At 61.9% G+C, this 25525-nt stretch carries 22 protein-coding genes and 9 pseudogenes; 24 read left to right on the forward strand and 7 right to left on the reverse strand.

Translation table 11 applies throughout. From position 1 onward, the window contains the following. Positions 1 to 9 precede the first annotated feature (9 nt). From L0A91_RS00520 to L0A91_RS00555, 9 genes and pseudogenes are all read left to right on the forward strand, one after another. Positions 10 to 564: a F0F1 ATP synthase subunit B gene (locus L0A91_RS00520; RefSeq protein ID WP_235246671.1), complete on the forward strand. Its 555-nt coding sequence runs from the start codon at positions 10 to 12 to the stop codon at positions 562 to 564. Further along, positions 564 to 1160, forward strand: a complete 597-nt coding sequence (locus tag L0A91_RS17075) for a F0F1 ATP synthase subunit delta (protein ID WP_260115258.1) — start codon at positions 564 to 566, stop codon at positions 1158 to 1160. The genes L0A91_RS00520 and L0A91_RS17075 overlap by 1 nt, the downstream gene beginning before the upstream one ends. Beyond that, complete coding sequence (locus L0A91_RS17080) at positions 1157 to 1372, forward strand: FoF1 ATP synthase subunit delta (RefSeq protein ID WP_260115259.1); 216 nt, start codon at positions 1157 to 1159, stop codon at positions 1370 to 1372. The genes L0A91_RS17075 and L0A91_RS17080 overlap by 4 nt, the downstream gene beginning before the upstream one ends. Positions 1373 to 1439: 67 nt before the next feature. Beyond that, positions 1440 to 3071 carry a F0F1 ATP synthase subunit alpha gene (atpA, locus tag L0A91_RS00530; RefSeq protein WP_235245417.1) on the forward strand — a complete coding sequence of 544 codons (1632 nt, stop codon included), beginning with the start codon at positions 1440 to 1442 and terminating at the stop codon, positions 3069 to 3071. 79 nt (positions 3072 to 3150) lie between these two features. Next, positions 3151 to 4050 (forward strand): F0F1 ATP synthase subunit gamma, encoded by a 900-nt coding sequence (locus tag L0A91_RS00535; protein ID WP_235245418.1) that lies wholly within the window; start codon positions 3151 to 3153, stop codon positions 4048 to 4050. 15 nt (positions 4051 to 4065) lie between these two features. Then, positions 4066 to 5523, forward strand: a pseudogene (gene atpD, locus L0A91_RS00540) (F0F1 ATP synthase subunit beta). Between the two features lie 131 nt (positions 5524 to 5654). Next, positions 5655 to 6934, forward strand: a pseudogene (locus L0A91_RS00545) (uracil-xanthine permease family protein). Between the two features lie 41 nt (positions 6935 to 6975). After that, a complete protein-coding gene (locus L0A91_RS00550; protein ID WP_220121123.1) occupies positions 6976 to 7257 on the forward strand; it encodes a F0F1 ATP synthase subunit epsilon in 282 nt (93 codons plus the stop codon). A gap of 5 nt (positions 7258 to 7262) precedes the next feature. Next, positions 7263 to 7703, forward strand: a complete 441-nt coding sequence (locus tag L0A91_RS00555) for a DUF2550 family protein (RefSeq protein WP_235245419.1) — start codon at positions 7263 to 7265, stop codon at positions 7701 to 7703. Positions 7704 to 7719: 16 nt separating this feature from the next. Here the strand turns inward: L0A91_RS00555 and L0A91_RS00560 are convergent, their stop codons facing one another. After that, positions 7720 to 8370, reverse strand: a complete 651-nt coding sequence (locus L0A91_RS00560; RefSeq protein WP_235245420.1) for a cob(I)yrinic acid a,c-diamide adenosyltransferase — start codon at positions 8368 to 8370, stop codon at positions 7720 to 7722. Between the two features lie 192 nt (positions 8371 to 8562). Here L0A91_RS00560 and L0A91_RS00565 point away from each other — a divergent pair, with 192 nt between their 5' ends. Beyond that, positions 8563 to 8913 carry an STAS domain-containing protein gene (locus tag L0A91_RS00565; protein WP_235245421.1) on the forward strand — a complete coding sequence of 117 codons (351 nt, stop codon included), beginning with the start codon at positions 8563 to 8565 and terminating at the stop codon, positions 8911 to 8913. Here L0A91_RS00565 and L0A91_RS00570 read toward each other — a convergent pair. The 4 genes and pseudogenes from L0A91_RS00570 to nucS all read right to left on the reverse strand — a co-directional run bounded on the left by L0A91_RS00570 (position 8910) and on the right by nucS (position 12367). After that, the gene (locus L0A91_RS00570; RefSeq protein ID WP_235245422.1) at positions 8910 to 10040 is read right to left on the reverse strand and encodes a MalY/PatB family protein; all 1131 of its coding nucleotides are present in this window, start codon (positions 10038 to 10040) and stop codon (positions 8910 to 8912) included. The two genes, L0A91_RS00565 and L0A91_RS00570, sit on opposite strands and share 4 nt — an antisense overlap. A gap of 12 nt (positions 10041 to 10052) precedes the next feature. Beyond that, on the reverse strand, positions 10053 to 10775 hold the full coding sequence (locus L0A91_RS00575; protein WP_235245423.1) for a gamma-glutamyltransferase: 723 nt from the start codon (positions 10773 to 10775) through the stop codon (positions 10053 to 10055). Then, positions 10775 to 11578: a gamma-glutamyltransferase gene (locus tag L0A91_RS00580; RefSeq protein ID WP_235245424.1), complete on the reverse strand. Its 804-nt coding sequence runs from the start codon at positions 11576 to 11578 to the stop codon at positions 10775 to 10777. The genes L0A91_RS00575 and L0A91_RS00580 overlap by 1 nt, the downstream gene beginning before the upstream one ends. Before the next feature lie 94 nt (positions 11579 to 11672). Continuing rightward, positions 11673 to 12367, reverse strand: a pseudogene (gene nucS, locus L0A91_RS00585) (endonuclease NucS). 61 nt (positions 12368 to 12428) lie between these two features. Here nucS and L0A91_RS00590 point away from each other — a divergent pair. From L0A91_RS00590 to L0A91_RS00600, 3 genes are read left to right on the forward strand one after another with little or no spacing between them, the layout of a single operon-like run. Further along, complete coding sequence (locus L0A91_RS00590; protein WP_235245425.1) at positions 12429 to 13001, forward strand: 3-hydroxyacyl-CoA dehydrogenase family protein; 573 nt, start codon at positions 12429 to 12431, stop codon at positions 12999 to 13001. Beyond that, positions 13001 to 13936 (forward strand): 3-hydroxyacyl-CoA dehydrogenase family protein, encoded by a 936-nt coding sequence (locus L0A91_RS00595; protein ID WP_397333884.1) that lies wholly within the window; start codon positions 13001 to 13003, stop codon positions 13934 to 13936. Before L0A91_RS00590 ends, L0A91_RS00595 begins: the two co-directional genes overlap by 1 nt. After that, on the forward strand, positions 13918 to 14076 hold the full coding sequence (locus L0A91_RS00600; protein WP_235245427.1) for a hypothetical protein: 159 nt from the start codon (positions 13918 to 13920) through the stop codon (positions 14074 to 14076). Before L0A91_RS00595 ends, L0A91_RS00600 begins: the two co-directional genes overlap by 19 nt. 347 nt (positions 14077 to 14423) lie before the next feature. Here the strand turns inward: L0A91_RS00600 and mce are convergent. After that, a pseudogene (mce, locus tag L0A91_RS00605) lies at positions 14424 to 14874 on the reverse strand (methylmalonyl-CoA epimerase). A 70-nt stretch (positions 14875 to 14944) separates the two neighbouring features. Between mce and L0A91_RS00610 the strand changes: the two are divergent. From L0A91_RS00610 to L0A91_RS00655, 11 genes and pseudogenes are all read left to right on the forward strand, one after another. Continuing rightward, on the forward strand, positions 14945 to 16282 hold the full coding sequence (locus tag L0A91_RS00610) for an amidohydrolase family protein (RefSeq protein WP_235245428.1): 1338 nt from the start codon (positions 14945 to 14947) through the stop codon (positions 16280 to 16282). Between the two features lie 26 nt (positions 16283 to 16308). Then, entirely contained in the window at positions 16309 to 16485 is a 177-nt protein-coding gene (locus L0A91_RS00615; protein WP_235245429.1) for a hypothetical protein, read from the forward strand. A gap of 39 nt (positions 16486 to 16524) precedes the next feature. Then, positions 16525 to 17735: pseudogene (locus L0A91_RS00620) on the forward strand (acetyl-CoA C-acetyltransferase). Between the two features lie 126 nt (positions 17736 to 17861). Next, positions 17862 to 18696, forward strand: a pseudogene (gene meaB, locus L0A91_RS00625) (methylmalonyl Co-A mutase-associated GTPase MeaB); the annotation flags it as partial. A gap of 49 nt (positions 18697 to 18745) precedes the next feature. Next, positions 18746 to 19051, forward strand: a pseudogene (locus tag L0A91_RS00630) (MTH1187 family thiamine-binding protein); the annotation flags it as partial. A gap of 26 nt (positions 19052 to 19077) precedes the next feature. Then, on the forward strand, positions 19078 to 19794 hold the full coding sequence (locus tag L0A91_RS00635; RefSeq protein WP_235245430.1) for a DUF1353 domain-containing protein: 717 nt from the start codon (positions 19078 to 19080) through the stop codon (positions 19792 to 19794). Positions 19795 to 19798: 4 nt separating this feature from the next. Beyond that, positions 19799 to 21560, forward strand: a pseudogene (locus L0A91_RS00640) (methylmalonyl-CoA mutase). Positions 21561 to 21650: 90 nt separating this feature from the next. Next, positions 21651 to 22163 (forward strand): hypothetical protein, encoded by a 513-nt coding sequence (locus tag L0A91_RS00645; RefSeq protein ID WP_235245431.1) that lies wholly within the window; start codon positions 21651 to 21653, stop codon positions 22161 to 22163. Next, the gene (locus tag L0A91_RS17085; RefSeq protein WP_260115260.1) at positions 22160 to 22294 is read left to right on the forward strand and encodes a hypothetical protein; all 135 of its coding nucleotides are present in this window, start codon (positions 22160 to 22162) and stop codon (positions 22292 to 22294) included. The genes L0A91_RS00645 and L0A91_RS17085 overlap by 4 nt, the downstream gene beginning before the upstream one ends. Before the next feature lie 146 nt (positions 22295 to 22440). After that, positions 22441 to 22725 (forward strand): hypothetical protein, encoded by a 285-nt coding sequence (locus L0A91_RS00650; protein ID WP_235245432.1) that lies wholly within the window; start codon positions 22441 to 22443, stop codon positions 22723 to 22725. A gap of 47 nt (positions 22726 to 22772) precedes the next feature. Beyond that, positions 22773 to 23723, forward strand: a complete 951-nt coding sequence (locus tag L0A91_RS00655) for a co-chaperone YbbN (protein WP_235245433.1) — start codon at positions 22773 to 22775, stop codon at positions 23721 to 23723. A gap of 131 nt (positions 23724 to 23854) precedes the next feature. Here the strand turns inward: L0A91_RS00655 and pgm are convergent. Next, positions 23855 to 25494 (reverse strand): annotated as a pseudogene (gene pgm / locus L0A91_RS00660) (phosphoglucomutase (alpha-D-glucose-1,6-bisphosphate-dependent)). Between the last annotated feature and the right edge of the window lie 31 nt (positions 25495 to 25525).

A 25525-nucleotide genomic window follows, 5' to 3' on the forward strand; every position in this document is an offset into this window, starting at 1 on the left:
AGCCTGCCAATGGCAGACCCGGAGGCAGAAGCGCTTCCGATTCTTCCGTATTGGCCGGAACTGGTCTTCGGTATTATCTCGTTCGGCATTCTCTACTGGGTTGTGGCCACCAAGGTCGTCCCCAACCTAGAGAAGGCCTACGCGGAGCGCACCGCAGCCATTGAAGGCGGCATGGAAGAGGCGGAGCAGGCCCAAGCCGAGGCCGAAGCAGCCCGCCAGAAGTATGTTGACCAGTTGGCAGAGGCTCGCGACGAGGCGGCTCGCATTCGCGAGGACGCCAAGGAGCAGGGCGCTGCGATCATCGCTGACTTGCGTCAGCAGGCCAAGGACGAAGCCGACCGGATCACTGAGACGGCGCACAAGCAGATTGATGCTGAGCGCAAGCAGGCCATGGTTTCGCTTCGCGGTGAAGTTGGTGCGATCTCAACTGATCTGGCCAGCCGCATCGTGGGTGAGTCGCTGAACGACCAGACTCGCAGCAGCGGCGTTGTTGACCGGTTCCTTGCTGAGCTCGAAAACGGCTCGGTCAAGAGCGACCAGGTCGCAACCGGTCAGGAGTCCTGATGCGCGGGCCCTCGCAAATTGCGTTGAAGAACGCTCGGGAATCGCTGAACTCAGTCTTGGATGGCCCTTCGGTTGACGCTGCGCGTCTCGGAGAAGACCTCTTGGCTGTCTCCAGCGTGGTGCGAGGCTCTGGCGTTTTGCGGCGCAACCTGGCCGACCCAACGCGTGAAGGCCGCGATCGTGGCAAGTTGATTGACCGTCTGTTTGCAGGTCGCATTGGGGACAGTGCTCTGGAGGTCGCTCGCGCGGTCGCCGCACAGCGCTGGACGGTCGATGCTGACTTGCCGGCTGCCATGACTGCTTTGGGCGTCGAGTCTGTGTTGGCTCATGCTCAGCAGGCTGGACGTCTGCGCACCGTTGAGGATGAGTTGTTCCGCTTCGAGCGCATCGTCGCTGGCCAGGACGAACTGCTGGCAGCTATGTCGGACCCGAAGGCCCCGGCCTCGGCAAAGACTGCGCTGATGCAGAAACTGTTGTTCGACAAGGCTGCCCCGGAGACGGTGCGACTGGCGACTCTGGCCGTGACGTCCTTCGGGCGTTTCGACTCCGAGATCCGGGACTACTTGCAATTGCCGCGACGCGCTTGGACGAAGTGACGGCAATCGTCACGACGGCGGGCGCGCTGAGCGAGACGCAACTGGACCGGCTCGAGAAGGCCCTGGTTGCGCAATACGGCAAGCAGGTTCACATGAATGTCGTGATTGATCCCGAGGTCATTGGTGGCCTTCGCGTTGAGATCGGCGACGAGATCATCGAAGGCACGATCAGCAGCAGGCTGGACGACGCACGCCGTCGTCTCACCAGCTGAGCGCACCACCCGACCACATAGCTACGCACATGCCCCAGCGAACCGGGGCACACTTGAGGAGAAGAGAATGACGGAGCTGACGATCCGTCCGGAGGAGATCCGCGACGCGCTGGACAACTTTGTTCAGTCCTACCAGCCTGGCGCCGCCTCTCGCGAAGAGGTCGGTCGCGTGGTTGACGCCGGTGACGGCATCGCGCACGTTGAGGGTCTTCCTTCGGCCATGACTAACGAACTCTTGGAGTTCGAAGACGGCACATTGGGCCTGGCGCTCAACCTGGACGCACACGAAATCGGTGTCGTCATCTTGGGTGAGTTCGCCGGTATCGATGAGGGCCAGGAAGTCCGCCGCACCGGAGAGGTCCTGTCCGTGCCAGTCGGCGACGGCTACCTCGGCCGTGTGGTTGACCCGCTGGGTAACCCGATCGATGGACTGGGCGAGGTTGAGTCCGAAGGCCGTCGCGCCCTCGAGCTCCAGGCTCCCTCGGTTGTCGAGCGCAAGTCGGTGCACGAGCCTCTGCAGACGGGTATCAAGTCGATCGACGCGATGATCCCGGTCGGCCGTGGCCAGCGCCAGCTCATCATTGGCGACCGTCAGACCGGTAAGACCACGGTCGCGGTCGACACGATCCTGAACCAGAAGGCCAACTGGGAGTCCGGTGACCCGGACAAGCAGGTCCGATGCATCTACGTAGCTATCGGTCAGAAGGGCTCCACCATCGCTGGCGTGCGCGGCACGCTGGAAGAGGCTGGCGCGCTGGACTACACCACCATTGTTGCTGCCCCGGCATCAAACTCTGCTGGCTTCAAGTACCTCGCTCCCTACACCGGCTCGGCCATCGGCCAGCACTGGATGTACCAGGGCAAGCACGTCTTGATCGTTTTTGATGACCTCTCCAAGCAGGCCGACGCATACCGCGCCGTGTCGCTGTTGCTTCGTCGTCCGCCGGGCCGTGAGGCATACCCCGGTGACGTTTTCTTGCACTCCCGTCTGCTTGAGCGTTGCGCCAAGCTGTCGGATGAGTTGGGCGCTGGCTCGATGACCGGTCTGCCGATCATTGAGACCAAGGCCGGAGACGTTTCGGCGTTCATCCCGACCAACGTCATCTCGATCACCGACGGCCAGATCTACTTGCAGGCTGACCTGTTCAACGCGAACGTCCGTCCGGCTATCGACGTGGGTATCTCCGTTTCCCGTGTTGGTGGTGCGGCTCAGATCAAGGCGATGAAGTCGGTCGCAGGTCGTTTGAAGGTTGACTTGGCTCAGTTCCGTGAGATGGAAGCGTTCGCCATGTTCGCTTCTGACTTGGACGCAGCCTCGCGCGCTCAGCTGGAGCGCGGTGCCCGCATGGTTGAGTTGCTGAAGCAGCCGCAGGCGTCGCCGATTCCGGTTGAGGTGCAGGTCGCGCTCATCTGGGCCGGCACGACTGGTGAGTTGGACTCGGTTCCGACCGAAGACATCCGCCGCTTCGAGACTGAGTTTGTCGACTACATGCACCGCGAACAGTCGGGTCTCCTTGACGGCATTCGCGAGACCAAGAAGCTGGGCGACGACACCACTGCTGCCCTTGAAGACGCTATGAAGGCCTTCAAGCAGGAGTTCAAGCCGACGGACGATGGCACCGGCCCGGTTCCGGTTGACGACGACGTCGAGCCGAACGATGAGATGGACCAGGAGCAGATCAAGAGCCAAAAGCGCTAGTCGCGACCGAGTGTGGCCCGCTCAGCGGGCCACACTCGGAAGGCTTGATCTGTTATAACGCGGAACGTTAAGGAGAGATATGGGAGCGCAGCAGCGCGAGTACCGCCAACGCACCCGGTCCATTAAGTCGATGAAGAAGATCACGCGTGCGATGGAACTCATCGCCGCGTCTCGCGTGGTCAAGGCCCGTGCCCGCGTCGTTGAGACGACGCCCTATGCGGAGGCCATCACGAAGGCAGTCTCGGCTGTTGCCACGTTTGCCGACGTTGACCACCCGTTGACGACCGAGCGTGACAAGCCCGTGCGTGCTGGCTTGGTGATCATCTCGAGTGACCGAGGTATGGCTGGTGCCTACTCGGCCAACGTGATGAAGCGCAGCGAACAGTTGCGTGAGCACCTGGAGCAGTCCGGCCGTGAGGTCGTGCCCTACCTGGTGGGTCGCAAGGCCGAGCAGTTCTACAAGTTCCGTCGGCGTGAAGCAGCCGGGACCTGGTCAGGCTTCTCCGACTCTCCTTCGTTCGACGCAGCCGACGAGATCAGTCAGCGCATCACGGATGACTTCATTGCCGGGGCTGTCGAAGACGGTGTCGATGAACTGCACGTCGTCTCGACGAAGTTCATCAACATGGTCACCCAGGAGGTGCAGGTCATTCGCCTGCTGCCCCTTGAGGTTGTGAAGGGCAACGCTGAGCCCTCTGATGAAGAGTTGTACCCGCTGTATGACTTCGAGCCCAGCTCGGAAGAGGTTTTGGACCAGTTGCTGCCTAAGTACGTCAAGGCGCGCATGTTCAACGTTCTCCTGCAAGCGGCTGCATCCGAGTTGGCAGCACGCCAGCGCGCGATGAAGTCTGCAACGGACAACGCCGAAGAACTCATCAAGACCTACACCCGACTGGCCAACCAAGCCCGTCAGGCCGAGATCACCCAAGAGATCAGCGAAATCGTGGGCGGCGCCAGCGCCCTCGCAGACGCCAAGTAGAAGGAAGCAACCACCATGAGCACTGCCACTACTGAGGCTCCGAGCCAGGAGCAGCAACGGGGCGGCGTCGGTCGTCTCGCCCGGATCATTGGTCCGGTTGTGGACATCGAGTTCCCCCAGGACAGATCCCCCAGATGTACAACTTGCTCACCACGAGCGTTGAACTGTTGGGCGAAACCAAGAACATCAACCTTGAGGTTGCCCAGGACATCGGCGACAACATGGTCCGCGCTATTTCCTTGCAGCCCACCGACGGACTGGTTCGCGGTTCGGCAGTGCAGGACACCGGCGGCCCGATCTCGGTGCCCGTTGGTGATGTCACCTTGGGCAAGGTCTTCAACGCCACCGGTGAGGTCCTGAACCTTGCTGAAGGCGAGACCTTCGAGGTCAACGAGCGCTGGGGCATCCACCGCCAGGCGCCGGCCTTCGACCAGCTGGAGTCCAAGACCCAGATGTTCGAGACCGGCATTAAGGTCATCGACCTGATGACGCCGTACGTGCAGGGTGGAAAGATTGGTCTGTTCGGTGGTGCCGGTGTCGGTAAGACCGTTTTGATCCAGGAAATGATTGCCCGTGTGGCACGCGACCACGGTGGTGTGTCGGTGTTCGCCGGTGTTGGTGAGCGCACCCGTGAGGGCAATGACCTCATGGTGGAAATGGAGGAGGCTGGCGTTCTTGGCCAGACCGCCCTGGTCTTTGGCCAGATGGACGAGCCGCCAGGCACGCGTCTTCGTGTCGCGTTGTCGGCCCTGACCATGGCTGAGTACTTCCGCGATGTGCAGAAGCAGGACGTGCTGTTGTTCATTGACAACATCTTCCGCTTCACTCAGGCCGGCTCCGAGGTCTCGACCCTGTTGGGCCGTATGCCTTCTGCCGTGGGTTACCAGCCGACGCTGGCTGACGAGATGGGTGTGCTCCAGGAGCGCATTACCTCGACTCGTGGTCACTCGATTACCTCGATGCAGGCCATCTATGTTCCTGCTGACGACTACACCGACCCGGCTCCGGCAACCACCTTCGCGCACCTCGACGCAACGACTGAGTTGTCGCGTCCGATTGCTTCGCAGGGCATCTACCCGGCCGTGGACCCGCTGACCTCGACCAGCCGCATCTTGGACCCGCGCTACATTGCGCAGGACCACTACGACACGGCTGTCCGCGTGCGCTCGATCCTGCAGCGTTACAAGGAGCTCCAGGACATCATCGCGATTCTTGGTATTGACGAGTTGTCGGAAGACGACAAGATCTTGGTGGGCCGCGCACGTCGTATCTCGCGCTTCTTGTCGCAGAACACCTACGTCGCCAAGCAGTTCACCGGACTTGAGGGCTCGACTGTGCCGCTGGCAGAGACGATCGAGGCCTTCACGAAGGTCGCTGACGGTGAGTACGACCACTTCCCCGAGCAGGCCTTCTTCATGTGGTGGCTTGGACGACGTGGAGCGTCAGGCAGCTGAGCTCGAGAAGAACAGCTGATCACAGAGCTCTGACTCTGAACTTTGCACAACGCGGGCCGGTCCGTCGCCACCATGGCGGACCGGCCCGCGTGGCATGTCTGCACTTAGTACCCGGTCCGGCATCGGGCTAGAGCCCATCAGGAGCAAAGAATGAAGTGGACGCTGCACGGCAATGGCTACCGTGTTGAGCCCGGTCGAGTTGTTGCACCAGGGGAGCGGTTGGCGTGGGGGCCGACCATCGGAGTGGGTGCTCAACACATCGTGGCGATGTTTGGCGCAACCTTCTTGGTGCCGCTGATTACCGGCTTTCCGCCCTCGACGACATTGCTCTTTTCGGGCATCGGCACGTTGCTGTTCTTGGCGCTGACCGCCAATCGGGTGCCGAGCTATTTGGGCTCCTCGTTCGCCTTCTTGGCTCCCATCGCAGCCGCGCAAAACGAATATGGACCCGGGGGAGCCCTCGGCGGAATCGTGATGGCGGGGCTGACGCTCTTTGCCATTGGCGTTGCAGTCCAAGTGCTGGGATACCGCTGGATCCAGGCGCTGATGCCGCCCATCGTGACTGGTGCCATCGTTGCGTTGATCGGTCTCAACCTTGCGCCAGCGGCCAAAGATAACTTCAGTGCAGCGCCAGCGACGGGTCTGGTGACGCTCGCCGCTATCTTGCTTGCCGGTGTGCTCTTCCGAGGCCTCATCGGACGCCTTTCGATCCTGATCGGTGTTGTGGTCGGCTATGTGTTTGCCGCGTTCCGGGGCGAGGTCGACTTCTCGGCCATTGCCTCGGCTCCGCTGATCGGCCTTCCCGAGTTCACCGCTCCCTCCTTTCATCTGAGCACCGTGGGGCTATTCGTCCCCGTCGTGATGGTGCTGGTCGCCGAGAACATCGGCCACGTGAAGTCGGTTGCTCAAATGACTGGTGAGGACCTTGATCCCTACATGGGCCGGGCCCTGATGGCCGACGGACTAGCCACGACGCTGGCTGGCAGCGGGGTGGCTCGGGCACCACGACATACGCTGAGAACATTGGCGTGATGGCGGCAACCAAGGTCTACTCGACCGCTGCCTACTGGGTGGCCGGCATCATCGCGATCTTGCTGGCTTTCTTTCCGATGTTTGGTGCCGCTATTCAGACTGTCCCGGTCGGGGTGCTCGGCGGGGCAGCGACGGTGCTATACGGCATGATCGGCGTGTTGGGCGTGCGGATCTGGGTGGAGAACCGGGTGGACTTTGCTAACCCCATTAATCTCAGCACTGCCGCAGTAGCCCTGATCATCGGCATCGCTGACTACACTTGGGAAATCGGCAGTTTGAGTTTTGCAGGCATCGCCTTGGGCACCGCCGCAGCATTAATCATTTTCCATGGGCTCACCGCTATCAACCGTGCCACTGGTTCGGTTGTCAGTGACGAGACCAGCACTTTGAACCAGTAGTATCTATATGCGTCTAACCCTTTCGAGAGGACATTGACAAGATGAGTGAACTGAAGGTCTCGCTAGTCGCCGCCGACCGCACGGTCTGGGAAGGGACAGCAAGCAAGGTCATCGTCCGCAGCATTGAGGGAGACATGGGTATTTTGCCCGGTCACACCCCAGTGCTGGGGGTGCTCGTGAGCGGCGACGTCCGCATCGAGTCTGGCGGCAAGCAGCACAAGGCGACCATCGACAGTGGTTTCCTCTCCGTCGACCACAACTCGGTGACGATCGTTGCCGATCGCGTCGACGCCGACGACATGGTCGAAGCAGTCGGTCGCTAAGCCCCATGTTCGGGCAAACGTTGGTGCTCGTAGGTATGGCGGTCATTGGAGCCGCCATCCTGGTTTCGCTTGCCTGGTATGCGTTCTCGCGGATGGGTCAGCCACAAGCCAACGTGAGCTCGCCGTTGCTCTGCGCTTTCCGAGAAGCAGGCGCGAGCGAATGGACAGACGGCACGGTGCAGTATGACGGCACTCTGCTGGTGCATCGCCAAATCCCTGGTGGTGTGGTCACCCTCTGGGAGCGCAACTATCTCGACTTGGGCGTCGCCGAACGGATCGACCCCAGCGGCATCTCTCGCCGTTGGGTAGACCTAGAGCAGGGACTGAGCGTCCCATGCTCGTATCTCGGCACGTCTTTTCAGCTGGCGTTGAGCCCGGCCCACTACACCGCATTGCGGTCGTGGATTGAGGCGGCTCCGCCCGGTTGGAATTCGAATGTGGCCTAGCGGCTAACTACTCCGCCTACTCTTGGGAGTCCGTGGACTCCGTGGGGCGACCGCCACCGGGCTGCCAGAGCACATCTCCACCAGCGTCTTGATTGGCTGCCCTGCCAAGAATAAAGAGCAAGTCGGAGAGCCGATTGAGGTATGTCGCGGTGAGCGGATTGACGCCACCGGGTCGCTGCGCTTCCTGCGCGGTTTCACCATCAGCCGCTGGCTGGGTGCCATACATCTCGATAGCAGCCCAGGCACCTCGTTCTGCACGACGAGTCACTGTGCGGGCCAGGTGAAGATAGGCCGATCCCGGCGTGCCACCCGGCAGAATGAACGAGCGAAGTGCAGGTAGATCCTCGTTGAACGTGTCGCAGTCGCGCTCCAACTCATCTATCCACTGTTGTTTCACCCGCAGCGGTGGGTACTCATACGTAGCCGCCAATGGGTTGCACAGATCAGCACCGACATCGAAGAGATCGTTCTGCACCCGTTGGAGACAGGCCTGAACGTCGGCAGGTAAGCCGCCCAGAGTGACGGCCAGCCCTAGTGCTGCGTTCGCCTCGTCAGTGTCGGCGTAGGCGATGAGTCGCGGGTCGTTCTTGGAGGTGCGGCTGAAGTCGCCAAGGGCCGTGGTGCCCTGGTCGCCGGTGCGGGTGTAAATGCGAGACAAAGTGACCATGGAGCCATCTTCGCAGACCCTGAAAGAGCGGATAGGGGAGCCGCTCATTTCGCCCGAAGCTACTGTCCGGTATTCGTGACCTAATCGTGATCTCTCAAAGTGCATCAAATCCCCATGTCGCGACGTCTTAGTTGCTGAACTGGATTCGGGGCAGGCCTAAGAAATTGGTCGCATGAGGCAGAGGAGCAGGAAATGGCAGCAGGGGCGGGGACCCTCGATGTGCAGGTCACACCATGCGGTTCAGTGGTGACTCTCGTCGGGGCGCTCAATATGGAGACGGTGGCTGATTTGCGGGTAACCCTGCACCGACTGCTTGCCTCCGGCAGTGGTGATCTCATCGTTCACCTGGATCGAGCAGAAGTGGACGACGCGACGGGGTTGGGAGTGCTTGTCGGGGCGCACCATCGGGCGCTGCGGCAAGGCCGCCGATTGGTGATTGGTCAAGCCTCAGCGCGGATGGAGAGATTGCTGCGGGCCACAAAACTGCACGCTGTGTTGATGCGCCAGTCACCGATGGCTGTGCCGATCGCTTCGGCTAGTTAACTCGCTCGCCAGCCAGACTGAGCCGACGACAACCGGCGCACGATTTCTCGCACCCGGTCTGAAGAAGTAGCGAGGTTGACCCGCAGGTGCCCATCGGTGCCGGCGCCGTAGTTTTGTCCGTCGAGGCGGACGCCAGCCGCGAGGGCTCCCGCCATGGGGTCATCGGTCGCGACTCGGCTGACGTCAATCCAGGCCAAATAGGTTGCCTGGGCCGGAAGGCAGGAGACTTCAGGCAACTGGTCTGCGAGCAGGGCTGTGATGAGTGCGTGGTTTTCGGCGCTGCGGGTCCGGACTGCGTCGAGCCACTCGTCGGATTCGGTGAAAGCGGCAATCGAGGCTCGCATGCCTAGTGTGGACATGCTGTGGTTTAACACCGGGTGCAGTGAACTGAGAGTTTCGTGGTCTTCGGCCCTGCTGCTGACGACTTGAGCGCACCGCAAACCTGGCATGTTGAATGACTTCGTTGCTGACATCAGAACCGTGGCCAGGTCGGTTTCGTCCGTGACACTCGCATAAGAGGTCAGTTCCACTCCTGGCCAGACAAGCGGTGCGTGAATCTCATCACTAATGACGTGAACCCCGTAGGCCCTGGCAATGTCCCGAATCTGGGTGAGTTCGTCGCGAGTCCAGACCCGGCCAAGCGGGTTGTGCGGCTGACATAGCAGGAGGGCCTGCGCGCCGTTGGCCGCTGCAGCCTCAATTGCTGCGAGGTCCAAGTTCGGAGTGTCATCCGACATCTGAACCTCAATGACCTCCCGACCCATGTCTCGCGTCATGACCAAGAACGGCGGGTAAACGGGGGTAGGCACGATCACTGGACCGGCGGGAGCAATATGCGACAAGACGAGACGCATACCCTCCATGACGTCGCCGGTGATCATCACACGCTCGGGCTCGATGGTTGCTCCCCAGCGCCGGTCAACAAAGGCAACGAACGCATCGATGACCTGTGGATTGAGCCGAATATCGGGGTAGCCAAACACATCGCTGGCAACGTAGTCCTTGACGACTTCGGAGATCGCCGGAGCAACGGCAAAGTCCATCTCGGCAATCCAGGCCGGGATGACCCCAGGCTCATCCAGGGCCCACTTCATCGGGCCCGCCTGGATCAGATGGTCATCGCTCAAATCGCGAAGCACTTAGCCCACCGCCGTTGCCGAGGCCCGGCGTGGGTCTGCGCCAGCGCTGAGGGCGCCATCGCTGTGGCGAACGGCACCGCCAACTCCGCCAAAGAACATGGCGTGTGGCGGGTGCTCGTGCAGCGGCAATCCGGTAGCGGCGAGATCTGCCACGAGGGCTTCGTCCTGCTCGTGATCGATTCGCACGCTGCCATCGTCCAAGTGGCGAATATGCATGCGCGGCAAGTCGATAGCTTCTTGGAGCCCTTGGCCAGATTGGCAGAAGTGCCACAGGACCTGCGCCAGGGCAGTCGTGATGCGGTCGGCGCCAGGAGTGCCGATAGCCAGCCGCGATCCATCGGCGTGCATGCCCGTTGTCGGCGCCATATTGGAGGCCATCCGGGTCCCGGGCTTGAGGGCGTGCAGGCCGAGGCGGTTCAATTCAGGCTCACCCAGCGCGTTGTTGGCGAGCATCCCGGTGCCAGCAATCGTCATACCGGAGCCGTAGCCAGAGGACGCTGTGATGGCGCAGGCCATGCCGTCGTTGTCGACGACCGACACGTGCGCCGTGCTGGCCGTCGTTGGCATGCCCAGACCGTCCATACTGGCGATTGTTTCCAAAAGCCCATGCCCAGCGACTTCAAGGTCTGGCGCAATGTCCACGGTGCCCAGTCGCAGGTCGAGAACCTGCCGCATGATGTGAGCCATCTCGGAGGTGGTGAGAGGCTCCTTGCTGGCTGCCATCAGGCGCAGCATGGCGGTGAGGACTGGGCCGCCAATGGCGGGAGGGGATTGCAGGCCAAGTCCCATTCGCCAAAAGTAGTGCGCAATGCTGGCCGAACCATCGGCTGATATGCCTGGAGGTCGGCGAGGCCCAACAAGCCACCGCGTTCCTTCATGTCGGCCGCCATTGCTCGGGCCAGGTCGCCGGTGTAGAGGCTGGTTGCCCCCTCGGCTCCGATCTGCTCGAGCGCGCCAGCCAGGTCTTCATCGACGATGATCTGACCGACTTTGAGAGGGCCAGCCTCCTGGGTGTAGACCTCGCGGGTCTTGGGGTCCCAGGCAAAGATCTTGTTGGAGACCAACTCGCTATAACTGGCCGCTGTCGCGCTCACGGGGAATCCGGCCCGGGCGGCTCGCGCAGCCGGGTCCAAGAGGCTTGACCAGGGCGCACTGCCGTGGTTTTCGTGAGCCCACCCCATTGCTGAGAACATTCCTGGCGTTGCCACCGAACCAGGGCCAACAAAGGTGGTGAGCCCGCCGCCATAGGTGGTGTGGCACTCCTGCAAGCCCTGTCCGAACTGCTCGGCACGTGCTTCCCGACCCGGCATCTCAACGTTGCCATCAATCACTACCGGAGACCCCTGGGAGGGCCAGATATTGATGTAGCAGCCGCCCAGTGGACTAATCAGACCTGGCTCGGAGACCGAGGCCGCAGTCATGGCTGCGATGGCTACGTCCACAGCATTTCCGCCGTCAGCGAGCGCGGCCTGGCCGGCCTGGGTGGCAATCGGATTGGGAGCGGCAATTGCGGCTTGTCGCGTCATAGGAGTGATTCTGCCGTATTGCGAGATGGGCAACGGTCAGTGAGGCCTGAAGCAACCGAAGCGCTGTGCCGCCTCCCCGGGTCTCGGGTGGTTCTTAGAAGAGGCGCACCTCTGCGTCGTCAATGCCGCGCAAAGCCTCGTAGTCCAGCGTCACGCAGCGAATGCCCCGGTCGGTGGCCAAGGTTTTAGCCTGAGGCTTGATGACCTGAGCCGCGAAGATGCCGGTCACGGGGGCCAGGTGGGGGTCGCGATTCAGCAACTCCAAGTAGCGAGTGAGTTGCTCCACCCCATCGATGTCGCCGCGTCGCTTGATTTCCACGGCCACCGTGGTGCCATCGGTGTCTCGGCAGAGGATGTCAACGGGTCCAATCGCTGTGGGGTATTCGCGACGGAGCAGCGTCCACCCTCACCAAGGGTCTGGATGTGCTGGGCCAAGAGTGCCTGCAACTGGGCTTCAACGCCTTCCTTGACCAAGCCAGGGTCGACACCGAGGTCATGCGCAGTATCGCTAATGACCTGGTGAATCTTGATACGCAGGGTGTCTTCCCGCTTGCGGTGGCGCACCAACCAGACCGCGGTGACACCTTCTGATTTTTCGATCTCGTCTGGCTCCATCTCGGCCGTTGAGCACGGTGGAGCCATCCAGTTGAGTGGTTTGTAGGAGCCACCATCGGAGTGCACCAGGACCGAGCCGTCGGCCTTCATCATCAACAGACGAGTCGCCAACGGAAGGTGGGCCTCGAGGGCGCCTTCATAATCAACACTGCATTCAGCAATCACTACACGCACGGGACACCACCCTAGCCTTGCCCCGCTCGTCAGCCTGCAGCCTCGATGACATGATCAGGGTATGGCTGAAGAAACAACGACCGTAGGAGTCATTGGTCTGGGCACGATGGGTGCCGGGATCGTGGAAGTGTTCGCACGGGGAGGCACCAGCGTCATCGGCGTGGAGACTACCCAAGAGTTCGCAGACCGGGGCAAGGCGATCTTGCAGGCTTCGACGGATCGTGCCGTTGCCAAGGGCAAACTTGATGAGCAGGGCCAACAGGAGATCCTTGGTCGGATTACGATCACGACCGACATGCAGGACCTAGCGCCGGCGGATCTTGTCATTGAGGCTGTTCCCGAGCGACTGGACATCAAGCACCAGGTCTTTTCCGCCCTTGACGACATCGTCAGCGACACGGCGATCTTGGCGAGCAACACCTCGAGCCTGTCGATTACTGCGATCGCTGCCGGGACTGCGCAGCCTGAGCGCGTCATTGGCCTGCACTTTTTTAACCCGGCACCGATCCTCAAACTGGTCGAAGTCATCACGACTCTGACCACGCCGGATGAGTTGGTCCAGCAGGTGAGCGGGATCGCGACATCGGTGGGTAAGAAGCCCGTCGTTGTCCGCGACCGCGCTGGCTTTGCGTAATTACCTCTTTTGGCTACCTCAACTCCTCGATGACGATGTTGGAGCAGGGCCACGTCAGCCGCGAGGACCTAGACACCGCGATGCGCGTCGGTGCTGGTTTGCCGATGGGACCGCTCACGTTGATGGACCTGATTGGTCTTGATGTTTGCCATCACATTGGCGATGTCATCTATAGCCACAGCCGGGACCGTGTCCATGCGCCCAGCAGCATGCTTGAGCAGATGGTTTCCGCCGGCCGGCTGGGCCGCAAGTCCGGGCGCGGCTTCTACACCTACGCCGGCCCCAATAAGGGGCAGGTCGTCGAGGACGCTTCGACACCCACTCCGTTGATGGCTGCTCCAAGTGCCGTGGCGATCGTCGGGGCTGGTGAGATTGCTGATGATCTCGTGGCTCGCTTTGAAGCAGCCGGCGTCGCGACGCAGCACGTCGAGGATGCGAATGGTGACCTGAGCGCCGTCAGCCAGGCAGAGTTGGTGATCGAAGCCCAGGGTGAGCCAGTCGACCCCAGCCAAGACCAGTTGACAGGCCGAGACGCTGATGAGTTGTTTGCCGAGCTAGGTCGCAAGGCCAAGGCGGGAGCAGTGCTCAGCACGATTAACCCGGCGAGTGCCGCTGCGTTATCGGCACTCACAGGACGCCTCGCAGAGACGCTGGTGTGGCGCATCCACGCCCCGACCCAATCGGGGCAAGTCATCGAAGTCGGTAAGACGGTGGCTACCTCGGACAAAGCAGTCGTCGTGAGCCGGGCGGCGATCGCCGCGCTTGATGCGCACTCGGTGGTGAGCAGGGACCGCACTGGACTGGTCGTGGACGCCTTGTTGATGCCACATCTCAACGATGCTGTCCGCATGGTTGATCAGGGTATGCCAGTGCTCAAGATATCGACACCGCGATTCAGTTTGGCTTGGGCTACCCCATGGGACCGCTTGCGATGATCGACCACGTTGGGGCCGACGAGGTTTTGGCAACGGTCGAAGACTTGATGACCGGGTCATACGGCTATGAGACACACCTGGTGCCTTCGCCGTTGTTGGTCGAGCACGTGCTGCTTGATCGCCTCTTCCATCAAGACTGATGCCGCGGTCCAATCGGCCGAAGCGCAAGGGAAGGCCAACCTCTGGTCAGCCGAAGGCCACCCCGGCGATGACGCAGGGCAGTTGGGTCCAGACGACGCGGTATGCAGGTCAAGAGTGGTCCGTGCGGCAAGTTCGCGGCAACGAGTCTGGACGTAGTTATGTCTGCCCCGGATGCCAGCAGCAGGTGCCTGCCTCCCTTGCTCACACCGTGGCATGGCCCAACGACGGGATGGGCGGGCTTGATAACCGGCGACACTGGCATACAACGTGCTGGTCAGCCAGGGAACGTCGGCGGCCAGGCGGATCCTTCGCATAGCGCTGCGCGTAGCGCGGTGCAGACCCCCAGTTAATCGGAGCGGTGCTCGACCAATTCCACGAGCACGCCGCCAGCGTCTTTGGGGTGGATGAAGTTGATCCGGCTGCCAGCTGTGCCGCGCTTGGGCTCAGCAAACAGCAACCGGACACCGTGCTCAACCAGTGCGGCGCTCGCAGCCGTGACGTCAGTGACTCGATAGGCGAGTTGCTGCAAGCCCGGCCCTTGCGGTCCAAAAACCGGCAATCGTGGACTCAGGAGTCAGCGGAGCAAGCAGTTGAATCAACACGCCGCCGGGGGCTGCGTCTGAGGGGCCGACCATGGCCTCGTCGACACCTTGCTCGGCATTTTGTTCGCGGTGCTGCACGTCAAGCCCTAGGACGTCGTGATGCCAACGGATGGCCTCATCGAGGTCTGGCACTGCGATGCCCACGTGGTCAATGCCCAACATGAACGGCTTGAGGACTTCACTCGTGTGCGTCATCACCCCAGGCTAGCCCCGACCTGGCAGGGCCGTTTCGCCTCAACCCGGTCTGAGCGCATACGGTGCGGATATGACTGACCTGTTGTTGCGCCAGGCCAAACTTGTCCCACTCGGCGCGCCCCGTGACGTTCGTGCGCCTAAGGCAGACGAGCCCCAGGACATCCTGATTCGTGATGGTCAGATCGCTCAGGTGGGGCAGTCGCTGGAACCGACGCCCGAGTCGTTCATTGTGGATGCCGAAGGTCGCTGGGCGATGCCTGGGCTGTGGGACCAGCACGTGCACATGACTCGGTGGTCATTGAGCCTCAACCGCCTCGATACCTCGGGGGTTTCGAGCCCGCAGGACACCCTTGACCTGGTGCAGGCAGCCATCGCTCGCGGCGAGGCAAACACCCCGACCGGCTTCTTGACTGGGTGGGGTCACCGATCTGCCCAGTGGGAGCGTCAGCCCAACGTTGCTGAACTCGACGCCGTGACCGGCTCGGTGCCTGTTGTTCTGATCAGCGGAGATGGGCATCACGGCTGGCTCAATACGGCTGCCCTGCAGCGACTGGGCATTCCGTTGCGCGACGGCATCATCGAAGAAGACGAATGGTTTGACGTCTATGCCCTGCTTGACGGCCTGCCCGGGGCCACCACTGAAGCAGAGGCCGGGGTGCAGTTGGCTGTGGATGTGGCCCGCCGTGCTGGAGTCGTCGGCATTGTTGACCTTGAATTTTCCGGTAGCTGGGAGCAGTGGCCCCTACGATTTGCTGCGGGCTGTGGGCCATTGCGGGTGCGAACCGGTGTGTATGCCGGACGCTTCCCTGAGATCTTGGCGACTGGCCGGCGAGCGGGTGATGTCATCCCTGGCAGTGACGGCTGGGCCACCCAAGGCCCCCTCAAACTGATCAGTGATGGGTCACTCAACACTCGCACTGCATGGTGCTGCAGCCCGTATGCGGGCGCCGAGCACCTGGCATACCCGCTGGGGCGGCCCAACTTCTCCAAGGAACAGATGCTCGACCTCGTGGCTCAAGCCCACCAGGCTGGATTGCACACCGCGCTGCACGCCATTGGCGATGCCGCCGTGGCAGCGGCCCTCGACGTCTTTGCCACCACCGGGGCAACGGGGAGCATCGAACACGCCCAATTGCTGCAGTTGGCCGATCTGCCGCGCTGGGCAAAACTGCCGGTCACCGCAAGTGTTCAGCCCGCGCACTTGCTTGATGATCGATCGGTCACGGAGCAGTGCTGGCCAGATCGCACCGACCGAACGTTCATGGTGCGCGGTTTGCTCGACCAAGGCATCAAGGTTGCTCTTGGCTCTGACGCACCCGTGGCAGCTCTCGACCCTTGGCTGGCGATGTCTTCAGCTGTGCACCGGGGCGAGCCCGGCGCCCCGCCTGGCATCCAGAGCAAGCCCTGAGCGTTCACCAGGCGCTGGCCGCGTCGGTGGATGGCCAACGGGTGCGTCCTGGCGACCGCGGCGACGTCATCTTGCTGGACCAAGACCCGCTGGCACCGGGGGACCCTTCTGAACAGGCAGCAGCATTGCGGTCGATGGCCGTTGCAGGCACCGTGATTGGCGGGCACGTACGCGGCCCGCTTGCCGCAGCAGTGCAAGGTTAGAGTGAGAGTCCACCAACGACGCTGGGAGAACGAGATTTCATGACGCACCACAACAGCACGGTTCTTGTCGCAGGAGCCCGCACCCCCATGGGCCGGATGCTTGGATCTCTGAAGGATTTTTCTGGCGCTGACTTGGGTGGATTTGCCATCAAGGCCGCCGTCGAGCGCGCGGGCATCACCGCTGAGCAGGTCGACTACGTGATCATGGGGCAGGTTCTCACCGCCGGCGCGGGGCAAATCCCGGCTCGCCAGGCGGCCGTCAAGGGTGGACTCGGCATGAACGTCCCGGCCCTGAGCATTAACAAGGTTTGTCTTTCGGGTTTGGACGCTATCGCCCTGGCTGACCAGTTGATTCGTGCCGGCGAGTTCGACGTGATCGTTGCTGGTGGCATGGAGTCCATGACAAATGCCCCGCACTTGCTGGAGAAGTCTCGCTCTGGGTTTAAGTTTGGCGACGTCACGATGCGCGATCACATGGCTCACGACGGTCTCTATGACGTATTCACTCACCAGGCCATGGGAGGTCTGACCGAAGAGGCCAACGACGAGGACGCCGCCGGGATCAGTTTCACTCGCGCCGAGCAGGACGCCTACGCCGCGCGGAGCCACCAGTTGGCCGCAGCCGCCCGCGAAGAGGGCCGCTTTGCTGAGGAGATCACCCCGGTTGAGATTCCGGTGCGCAAGGGCGACCCGATCGTCATGTCGCAAGACGAAGGCATCCGTCCCGAGACGACCACGGAGTCGTTGGCCAAGCTGCGTCCGGCATTCCGTCCTGATGGCACCATCACGGCTGGTTCGGCATCGCAGATCTCTGACGGTGGCGCTGCTGTTGTCGTGATGAGCAAGGCCAAGGCCGAGGAATTAGGGCTGACTTGGCTCGCTGAGATCGGTGCCCATGGGGTCGTCGCTGGCCCTGACTCATCACTGCAGAGCCAACCGGCCAACGCGATCGCGGCAGCCTGTGAGCGGGCCGGTATCGAGGCTGCGGCCCTAGATCTGATCGAGATCAATGAAGCTTTGCTGCCGTTGGCTTGGCCTCAACGCAGCAGTTGGGCGTCGACCCCGACAAGGTCAATGTGGACGGCGGAGCAATTGCGCTTGGCCACCCCATTGGTATGTCGGGTGCTCGCCTCGTCTTGCACCTCGCGCACGAACTGAAGCGACGTGGCGGCGGGACTGGAGCAGCGGCGTTGTGTGGTGGCGGCGGTCAAGGCGACGCCTTGCTCCTCACCGTGCCAACCCAGGGCTAATCCGTGGGGACGCGGGGTCGGCCTAGTGTCGACAAACTCGTTCGTTCTGCGCGCGATGGCTCGCCTCGGGCGGTAGCGCGGCTGATCTCCCTCGTGGAGAACGTTGACGACGCATTGCGTGAGGCGATGGCTGCGCTGGCCCCGCATACCGGCAATGCTTGGATGATCGGGCTCACTGGCAGCCCGGGCGTGGGCAAGTCGACCACGACGACCATGCTTGTCTCAGCCTTCCGCGCGCGCGGCCTTCGGGTTGCGGTGCTGGCTGTTGACCCTCTTCGCCGTTCTCCGGGGTGCGCTTCTCGGCGACCGAATCCGGATGGGCGATCACGCACTCGATCCGATGGTCTATATCCGGTCGATGGCTAGTCGAGGGCATCTTGGCGGTTTGTCATGGGCAACTCCGCAAGCGCTGCGCGTCCTTGATGCAGCCGGATTCGACGTGATCTTGGTGGAGACCGTTGGTGTTGGGCAGTCAGAAATAGATGTAGCAGGTATGGCTGACACCACCGTTGTGTTGCTCGCGCCCGGAATGGGCGACGGGATACAGGCGGCCAAGGCGGGGATTCTCGAGGTTGGCGATGTGTTCTTTGTGAACAAGGCTGATCGTGACGGGGCAGACGTGACGGTGCGCGAGATCCGACACATGATCAGTTTGGGCGACCGCTTTGAAGCCGGTGATTGGCGACCGCCGGTGGTCAAGACCATCTCTGCTCGCTCCGAGGGTGTTGAAGATGCCCTGGAGGCGCTCGATAAGCACTTTGCCTGGAGCCAAGAATCGGGCGGGCTGGCCAGGCGCCGGGCCGCTAGGGCTGGACGAGAAGTTGAGGCCATCGCGCTTGCTCAGTTGCGACAGCAGATGGGTGACCTGGCCAGTGGTGCTTCGTTGTCAGCGTTGGCCAAGCAAGTCGCGCGGGGTGAACTCGATCCTTACGCCGCAGCCGACGTCGTGCTCTCCGAATTGGGCACAGCGCAACACCGACAACGCCGCCCTGGGTCGATAGCGTGGGGATATGTTATTTGCCTTTTCTATTGCTCCCTCCGGTTCCGGTGCTGCCGACGAATCTGGATCGGTGAGTGCCGCAGTGGCCGACGTTGTTCGCGTTGTCCGCGAGTCGGGCTTGCCGAATGAGACCACCTCCATGTTCACCACCATTGAAGGTGAATGGGATGAGTGCATGCAGGTGATCAAGGACGCCTGCGACGCGATGGCTGCCCATAGTGATCGGGTTGGGTTGGTGCTGAAAGCCGACCTCCGTCCTGGCTTCACTGGGCAACTTACTTCCAAGGTTGACCGGGTCGAGGCCCATCTGAGAGAGGGGAGCGGGACACCCGCTAACTCGACATGGGGGACTTCACCGACACCCAGACTGGCGGGCCGCTACGCCTTGAATTGCGCAGTGTTGATGGGCGTGACTTCTCAGTCCTGCGGCAAATCAGCTATCACAGCGACCGCTTTGACGACTGTTTTACTGTCCCGGCCGACCTCGCCACATTCACGACTGATTTAGCCTCGGTGCCCACGGTTTTCACCTGGCTCGTCCCCGTCAGCGGCACCTTCTTGCCAGCGGCTGTCCTGCACGACGCCCTGTTAGACGATGCCTACCTAGGGCCGAGGGTCGACAGGATCAAAGCAGACCTGATCTTCCGCGAGTCGATGATTGAGTTAGGCACGGGCACTGTGCGGGCCTGGCTGATGTGGTCGGCGGTCACCGTGGGCACGATGCGCAAGAGCCCTTCGATAGCCCGGAAGATCGTTCTGTGGATGCTCATCGGGGTGATTGCGGTGCTCGGGGCATTGGCGACGGGGGACCTCTTCGATGTGTGGTCGGTCTTGCCCTGGATGGGGGACCGCCCGCTGTGGCAAGAGTTGGCGCTGGGCGGGCTGTTCGCGGTGTTGATACCACCGGTCTTGGCTTCGTCCTGGGGAAAGCAATGGGCGGCGGGCACCATTGTGGGTTTGGCATTGGCCGTTTTGCTCCATGTGACGCTGGTTTTGTTGGCACTGTATGCCGGGTATGAGGCCCTAGAACGGTTGTTGCGCAAGAGGCAGGTACGGTGAGGTCATGAGCAACAGTGCTGTTGATCCTTCTGATTCGAAGACCTCCGGAGCCCGCTCTGGGCGAGCGGCTTGGCAAGCGCGTTTTGACGCCGCCAAAGCCTCCGGACGCGTCCGTGACGCCGACTTCACCACCCTGTCTGGCACCGAGCTTGAGCCAGCCTACGGCCCCTCGCCACGGGTCGAAGCCGTCGACGAGCGGATGCCACGCATTGGGTGGCCGGGTGCGTTCCCCTTCACTCGCGGGCTGTACCCAACCGGCTATCGGGGTCGGACCTGGACGATTCGCCAGTTTGCTGGGTTCGGCAACGCGCAACAGACCAACGAGCGCTACAAGATGATCTTGGCCCGTGGCGGTGGTGGTCTCTCAGTTGCCTTTGACATGCCGACCCTGATGGGGCGCGACTCTGACGAAGAAGAGTCGCTGGGTGAAGTTGGGCACTGTGGTGTGGCCATTGACTCGGCCAGCGACATGGACATCTTGTTTTCTGACATTGACCTGTCCGATGTCACGACGTCCATGACTATTAGCGGGCCAGCTGTCCCGGTTTTCTGCATGTATCTGGTTGCAGCCGAGCGCCAAGGTGTTGACCTCGGCAAACTGAATGGCACGTTGCAGACGGACATTTTCAAGGAGTACATCGCCCAGAAAGAATGGATCTTCCCGCCGGAGCCGCACCTGCGGCTGATCGGTGACCTGATGGAGTACACCTCCCGGGACATCCCGGCTTACAAGCCGCTGTCGGTTTCGGGCTATCACATTCGTGAGGCGGGAGCCACGGCTGGTCAAGAGTTGGCGTTCACCCTGGCCGACGGTTTTGGGTATGTCGAGTTGGGCCTGTCGCGCGGGCTCGACGTCAACGTCTTTGCTCCTGGGCTGTCCTTCTTCTTCGACTCTCACCTCGACTTCTTTGAAGAGATCGCCAAGTTCCGTGCCGCTCGCCGCATTTGGGCGCGGTGGTTGCGCGACGAATATGGCGCAACGTCGGAGAAGGCGCAGTGGCTGCGCTTCCACACCCAAACCGCTGGAGTGTCATTGACGGCACAGCAGCCGCTCAACAACGTGGTGCGGACGGCGGTTGAAGCGCTCGCCGCAGTCTTGGGCGGGACCAACTCCCTACATACCAACGCGTTGGATGAGACCTTGGCGCTGCCGAGTGAACAGTCCGCTGAGGTCGCGTTGCGCACCCAGCAGGTGTTGATGGAAGAGACCGGGGTCGCCAACGTGGCAGACCCCTTGGCGGCTCCTGGTTCATTGAGGAGTTGACCGACAAGATCGAAGCCCAAGCCGAAGAGATCTTCGACACCATCCGGGCGATGGGTGTGCAGGGCCGTGAGCCCGACGCCGATGGAAACATCGAGCACGCCATTGGCCCGATGACTTCTGGCATCCTTCGCGGCATCGAAGACGGCTGGTTCCAGTCCGAGATTGCCGAGTCGGCCTATCAGTATCAGCAAGCCCTCGAGCGTCGGGAAAGAAGGTCGTCGGCGTCAACTGCCACACCGAGTCAGTCGCCAACGAGCTTGAGATCCTGCGGGTGAGCCACGAGGTCGAGCGCGATCAGGTCAAGGTGCTCGGCGACCGCAAGGCGCAACGCGACGCTAGCCGCGTGCAAGCAGCGTTGGACCACATGGTGGCGGTGTCCAAGACCGACGAAAATATGATCCCGGCAATGTTGGACTCCGTGCGAGCCGAAGCAACATTGGGTGAGATCTGTCAGGTCCTGCGCAACGAGTGGGGCAAGCACATCGAGCCGCCACGCTTCTAGTGCCCGTTTGCACCTCGAAGGGCGCTGGTGTGCGCAGATTCACCGTCTCCGGATTTCCGGGGCTTAGGTCGGGCCGTTTATCATAATGTTATGAAGTCGACTCGCTCCCTTGTTGCCCTGTGCCTGAGCTCTGCCCTGTTGTTGTCCGCCTGCAGTGGCGGCGACGACACCGATGCGGACCAGGCGACCTCAACGGGCGACGCTGGCGCGGCTACGACCGACGCAGGGGCTGCCACAGCGAGTCCCGATGAGGCTGCTGTAACCGCTGAGCCAACCGAGGAGTCCACGCAGGGCGCCTTGTCCATTGGCGAAGCCGAGGTCATTGCCACTGAAGTGTTGACGGCGGTCGCGAAGTCCACCCAGTCGGACGGCGAGTCTGCCGTGTCCGACATGGAGGCGGGCTATGCAGGCCCCGCCCTGGAAGCGGCCAAGGCAGCGGACAAGTTGGAAAAGGTGGAGGGTGAACCTGCCAGCATCGACTTGATCGCCAACCCAGTCGCGCCAACCGTTCTGGCGATCAGCCAGGACGATGGCGAAGAACCCGGCGTGATTCTCGCTCAGACGATTCAGGTCTCTGGGATCCCGGAGTTGCACCTTTGGTGAGCCAAGACGGGATGGATGACTACAAGGTGATCTGGGAAGCCCCCATGCGTCCCGGCACTGAACTGGGCACCTTGACCGGCGTACTGCTGGAACCCCGGTCGTCCGTGAGGGCGGTGGCGACTTCGCGCTGACTCCTGGCACGGCGCTGAACCACCTCGCAGACTCCCTCGACTACCCACGCAAGGATGTTTCTGGCGTCAAGAGCTACGGCTTTGCGCCCGAGGTCCGATCGAATGCATCGGCGCAGCAGAGGGCCGTCGAGGTTCAGGCTGATTTCGTGGAAACAAACGCGGTCATCCCCGGCAATACGGTCACCCTGTACTTCGAAGATGGCTCGGGAATCTCGTTTGCGATCTTGGATCGGCAGAGCACGTTCACTGTTGAAGACGGTATGGAGTTAACTCCGCCGGACACCTTCACGACTTTCGTTGGCGATAACTCGATCAACGAGTCGGCCAACCTCGAGACCTATGTCTTCGTCGCCGTGACGCTGCCTGCCACTGAAGGCGCTCCCGAAATGATCGCCGCACGCGAGCAGATTATCGGCGCATCCGGCGAGTGAGTCGCCCCTGATTCGGGTCTCACGTCAACTCAGGAGACAATGGGGAAATGAGTCAGCAACCGTTTAGTGCAGCAGCCCTTCGAGGCGCCGTCGATCTTTCCGGGCTAGGCAAGAAGGCTCCCGCAGCGCCGGCCGCCGGAACGAATGCGGCCGACGTCCCGCTAGCAGAGGGCACCGACGCGACCTTTGAAGCCGTCGTGACCAACTCCAAGACGGTGCCGACCGTTTTGGTGCTGTGGAGCGAGCAACTTCCTGAGTCGTTGGCCCACGCGCAATTGTTGGCCAAGATGTCCAAGCAGTACCAGGGTCGGTTCGCCGTCGTCGGCATCAATCTTGAAGCGAACCCGGGCATTCTGCAGGCTCTGACTCCGGCGTTGCAGCAGACCTTTGGTCAGGTTGATGCACTGCCGGTGGTGATGGGGTTGCTGCAAGGCCAGCCAATGCCGTTCTACCTCGGTGTGCAAGAGGAAGCCGCCCTGGGGCAGTTGTTCGACAAGTTCCTTGAAGCCGCCGTTGCTAACGGTGTTGAGGGCCGGGTGAATGTCGGTGAAGCGAGCGACGAGCCCGAGGAAGACGAGGAAGAACTGCCCGCCATGCACCAGCAGGCATATGACGCCATTGAGCGTGCGGACTATCCCGCAGCGGAGTCGGCATACGAATCGGCCTTGGCTGCTAACCCGGCCGATGAGGAAGCAAAGCTTGGCCTCAACCAGGTCAAACTGTTGGCCCGCACGGCAGACCTTGATCTCACCGCGACGCGCGCAGCAGCGGCTGCCAACCCGAGCGATGTGCAAGCACAGATGAAGGCCGCCGATCTCGATCTCGTGGGTGGCCACGTGGAAGATGCTTTCAACCGGATGATCGACACCGTGCGCATCACCGCCGGCGACGAGCGGACGACCGCTCGCGAGCACCTGCTCTCCATGTTTGAGGTCATCGGCACCAGCGATCCACGGGTCAACCTGGCTCGCCGCGCTCTCACTAACGCCCTCTTCTAAGGCGCCTTTTCATCCGGTAGGCGACCAAAACTTTGGTACACATGCCAGATGAATAGGCACATAGGTAGACGAAGCGGCCCCCAAACTCTGATGAGTTCGGGGGCCGCTTCGCTGTTAGTCCAGGCGCTGAGTTAGCTCAGTGCTGCGTCGACGACCTTCTGGGCGTCCTGCTGCACCTGGGCTAAGTGCTCTGCACCCTTGAAGGACTCTGCGTAGATCTTGTACACGTCCTCTGTGCCCGAGGGACGTGCCGCAAACCAAGCATTCTCGGTTTCGACCTTGAGGCCGCCGATCGCGGCGCCGTTGCCGGGCGCCTCAGTCAAAATGGCCGTGATCGGCTCACCAGCGACCTCGGTGGCCGTGATGGACGAAGCCGAAAGTTGCTTGAGCTTAGCCTTCGCTTCACGGTTGGCTGGCGCATCAATACGCGCGTAGGCCGGGTCACCGAACTTCTCGGTCAACTCCGCATACTGCTGGCTGGGGCTTTGGCCTGTCACTGCTTGGATCTCGGCGGCCAGCAAAGCGAGGATCAGGCCATCCTTGTCAGTGCTCCACGTTGAGCCATCGTGGCAGAGGAACGAGGCACCAGCGGACTCCTCGCCACCAAAGCCAATCGAGCCATCAATCAGGCCAGGCACGAACCACTCAAAGCCGACGGGGACCTCAAGCAGCGTTCGCCCGAGCCCTTCCGCGACGCGGTTGATCATGCCCGAAGACACCAACGTCTTGCCGATCGCGGTCTGCTCTGGCCACTGCGGGCGGTTGCCACCGAACAGGTAGTCGATGGCCACAGCGAGGAAGTGGTTGGGGTTCATCAGCCCACCATCGGGCGTGACGATGCCGTGCCGGTCGGCGTCGGCGTCGTTGCCAGTGCTGATGTCGTAGTCGTCCTTGGCTTTAATCAAGGACGCCATAGCGTGCGGCGACGAGCAATCCATCCGGATCTTGCCGTCGCCGTCCAGGGTCATGAAGCGCCAGGTGGCGTCGACTAGTGGGTTCACAACGGTCAGGTCCAACTGATGCGCGTCCGCGATGGCTTGCCAGTAGTCGACTGAAGCTCCGCCCAACGGATCGGCACCGATGCGAATTCCAGCTTTGCGGATCGCCTCGATGTTGATCACCTTCGGCAGTGCAGCCACATAGTCGGCCATGAAGTCGAAGGACTGGACCTTCTCGCGTGCCTCATGCAGTGGCACGCGCTGAACTCCGGAAAGCTTGGCCCGCAGGTATTCGTTGGCTCGGTCAGCAATCCAGCCGGTCGCATCCGTGTCGGCCGGGCCACCGTGTGGCGGGTTGTACTTGAACCCACCATCGCGCGGCGGGTTGTGCGAAGGAGTGACCACGATGCCGTCAGCCCGACCAGCGCCGGTCACCCCGCGTTGGCTTCAATGATGGCTCGAGACACCGCGGGGGTCGGGGTGTAGCGATCGTGCATGTCCACCATGACGGTGACCTTGTTGCCCACTAGCACCTCGAGGGCGCTAGCCCACGAGGGCTCGGAGAGCGCATGGGTGTCGCGACCGATAAAGAGCGGACCCTCAATGCCCTGCTCGGCGCGGTAGTCGCAAATGGCCTGCGTGGTCGCCAGAATGTGGTCTTCGTTGAAGGCCGCATCCAGCGAACTACCACGGTGCCCCGAGGTGCCAAACGCCACTTGCTGATTGACGTTCTCCGGGTCTGGCGACTTTGTGTAGTACGCCGTCACCAGGTGGGCGACATCAATGAGGTCTTCCGGTCGGGCTACCTGTCCGGCATGCTCGTGAAGTGCCATCAGTTCTCCTATGAATCAATGGATGGTCGGG

The organism is Ornithinimicrobium sp. INDO-MA30-4, assembly GCF_021535045.1.
Lineage (GTDB): Bacteria > Actinomycetota > Actinomycetes > Actinomycetales > Dermatophilaceae > Ornithinicoccus.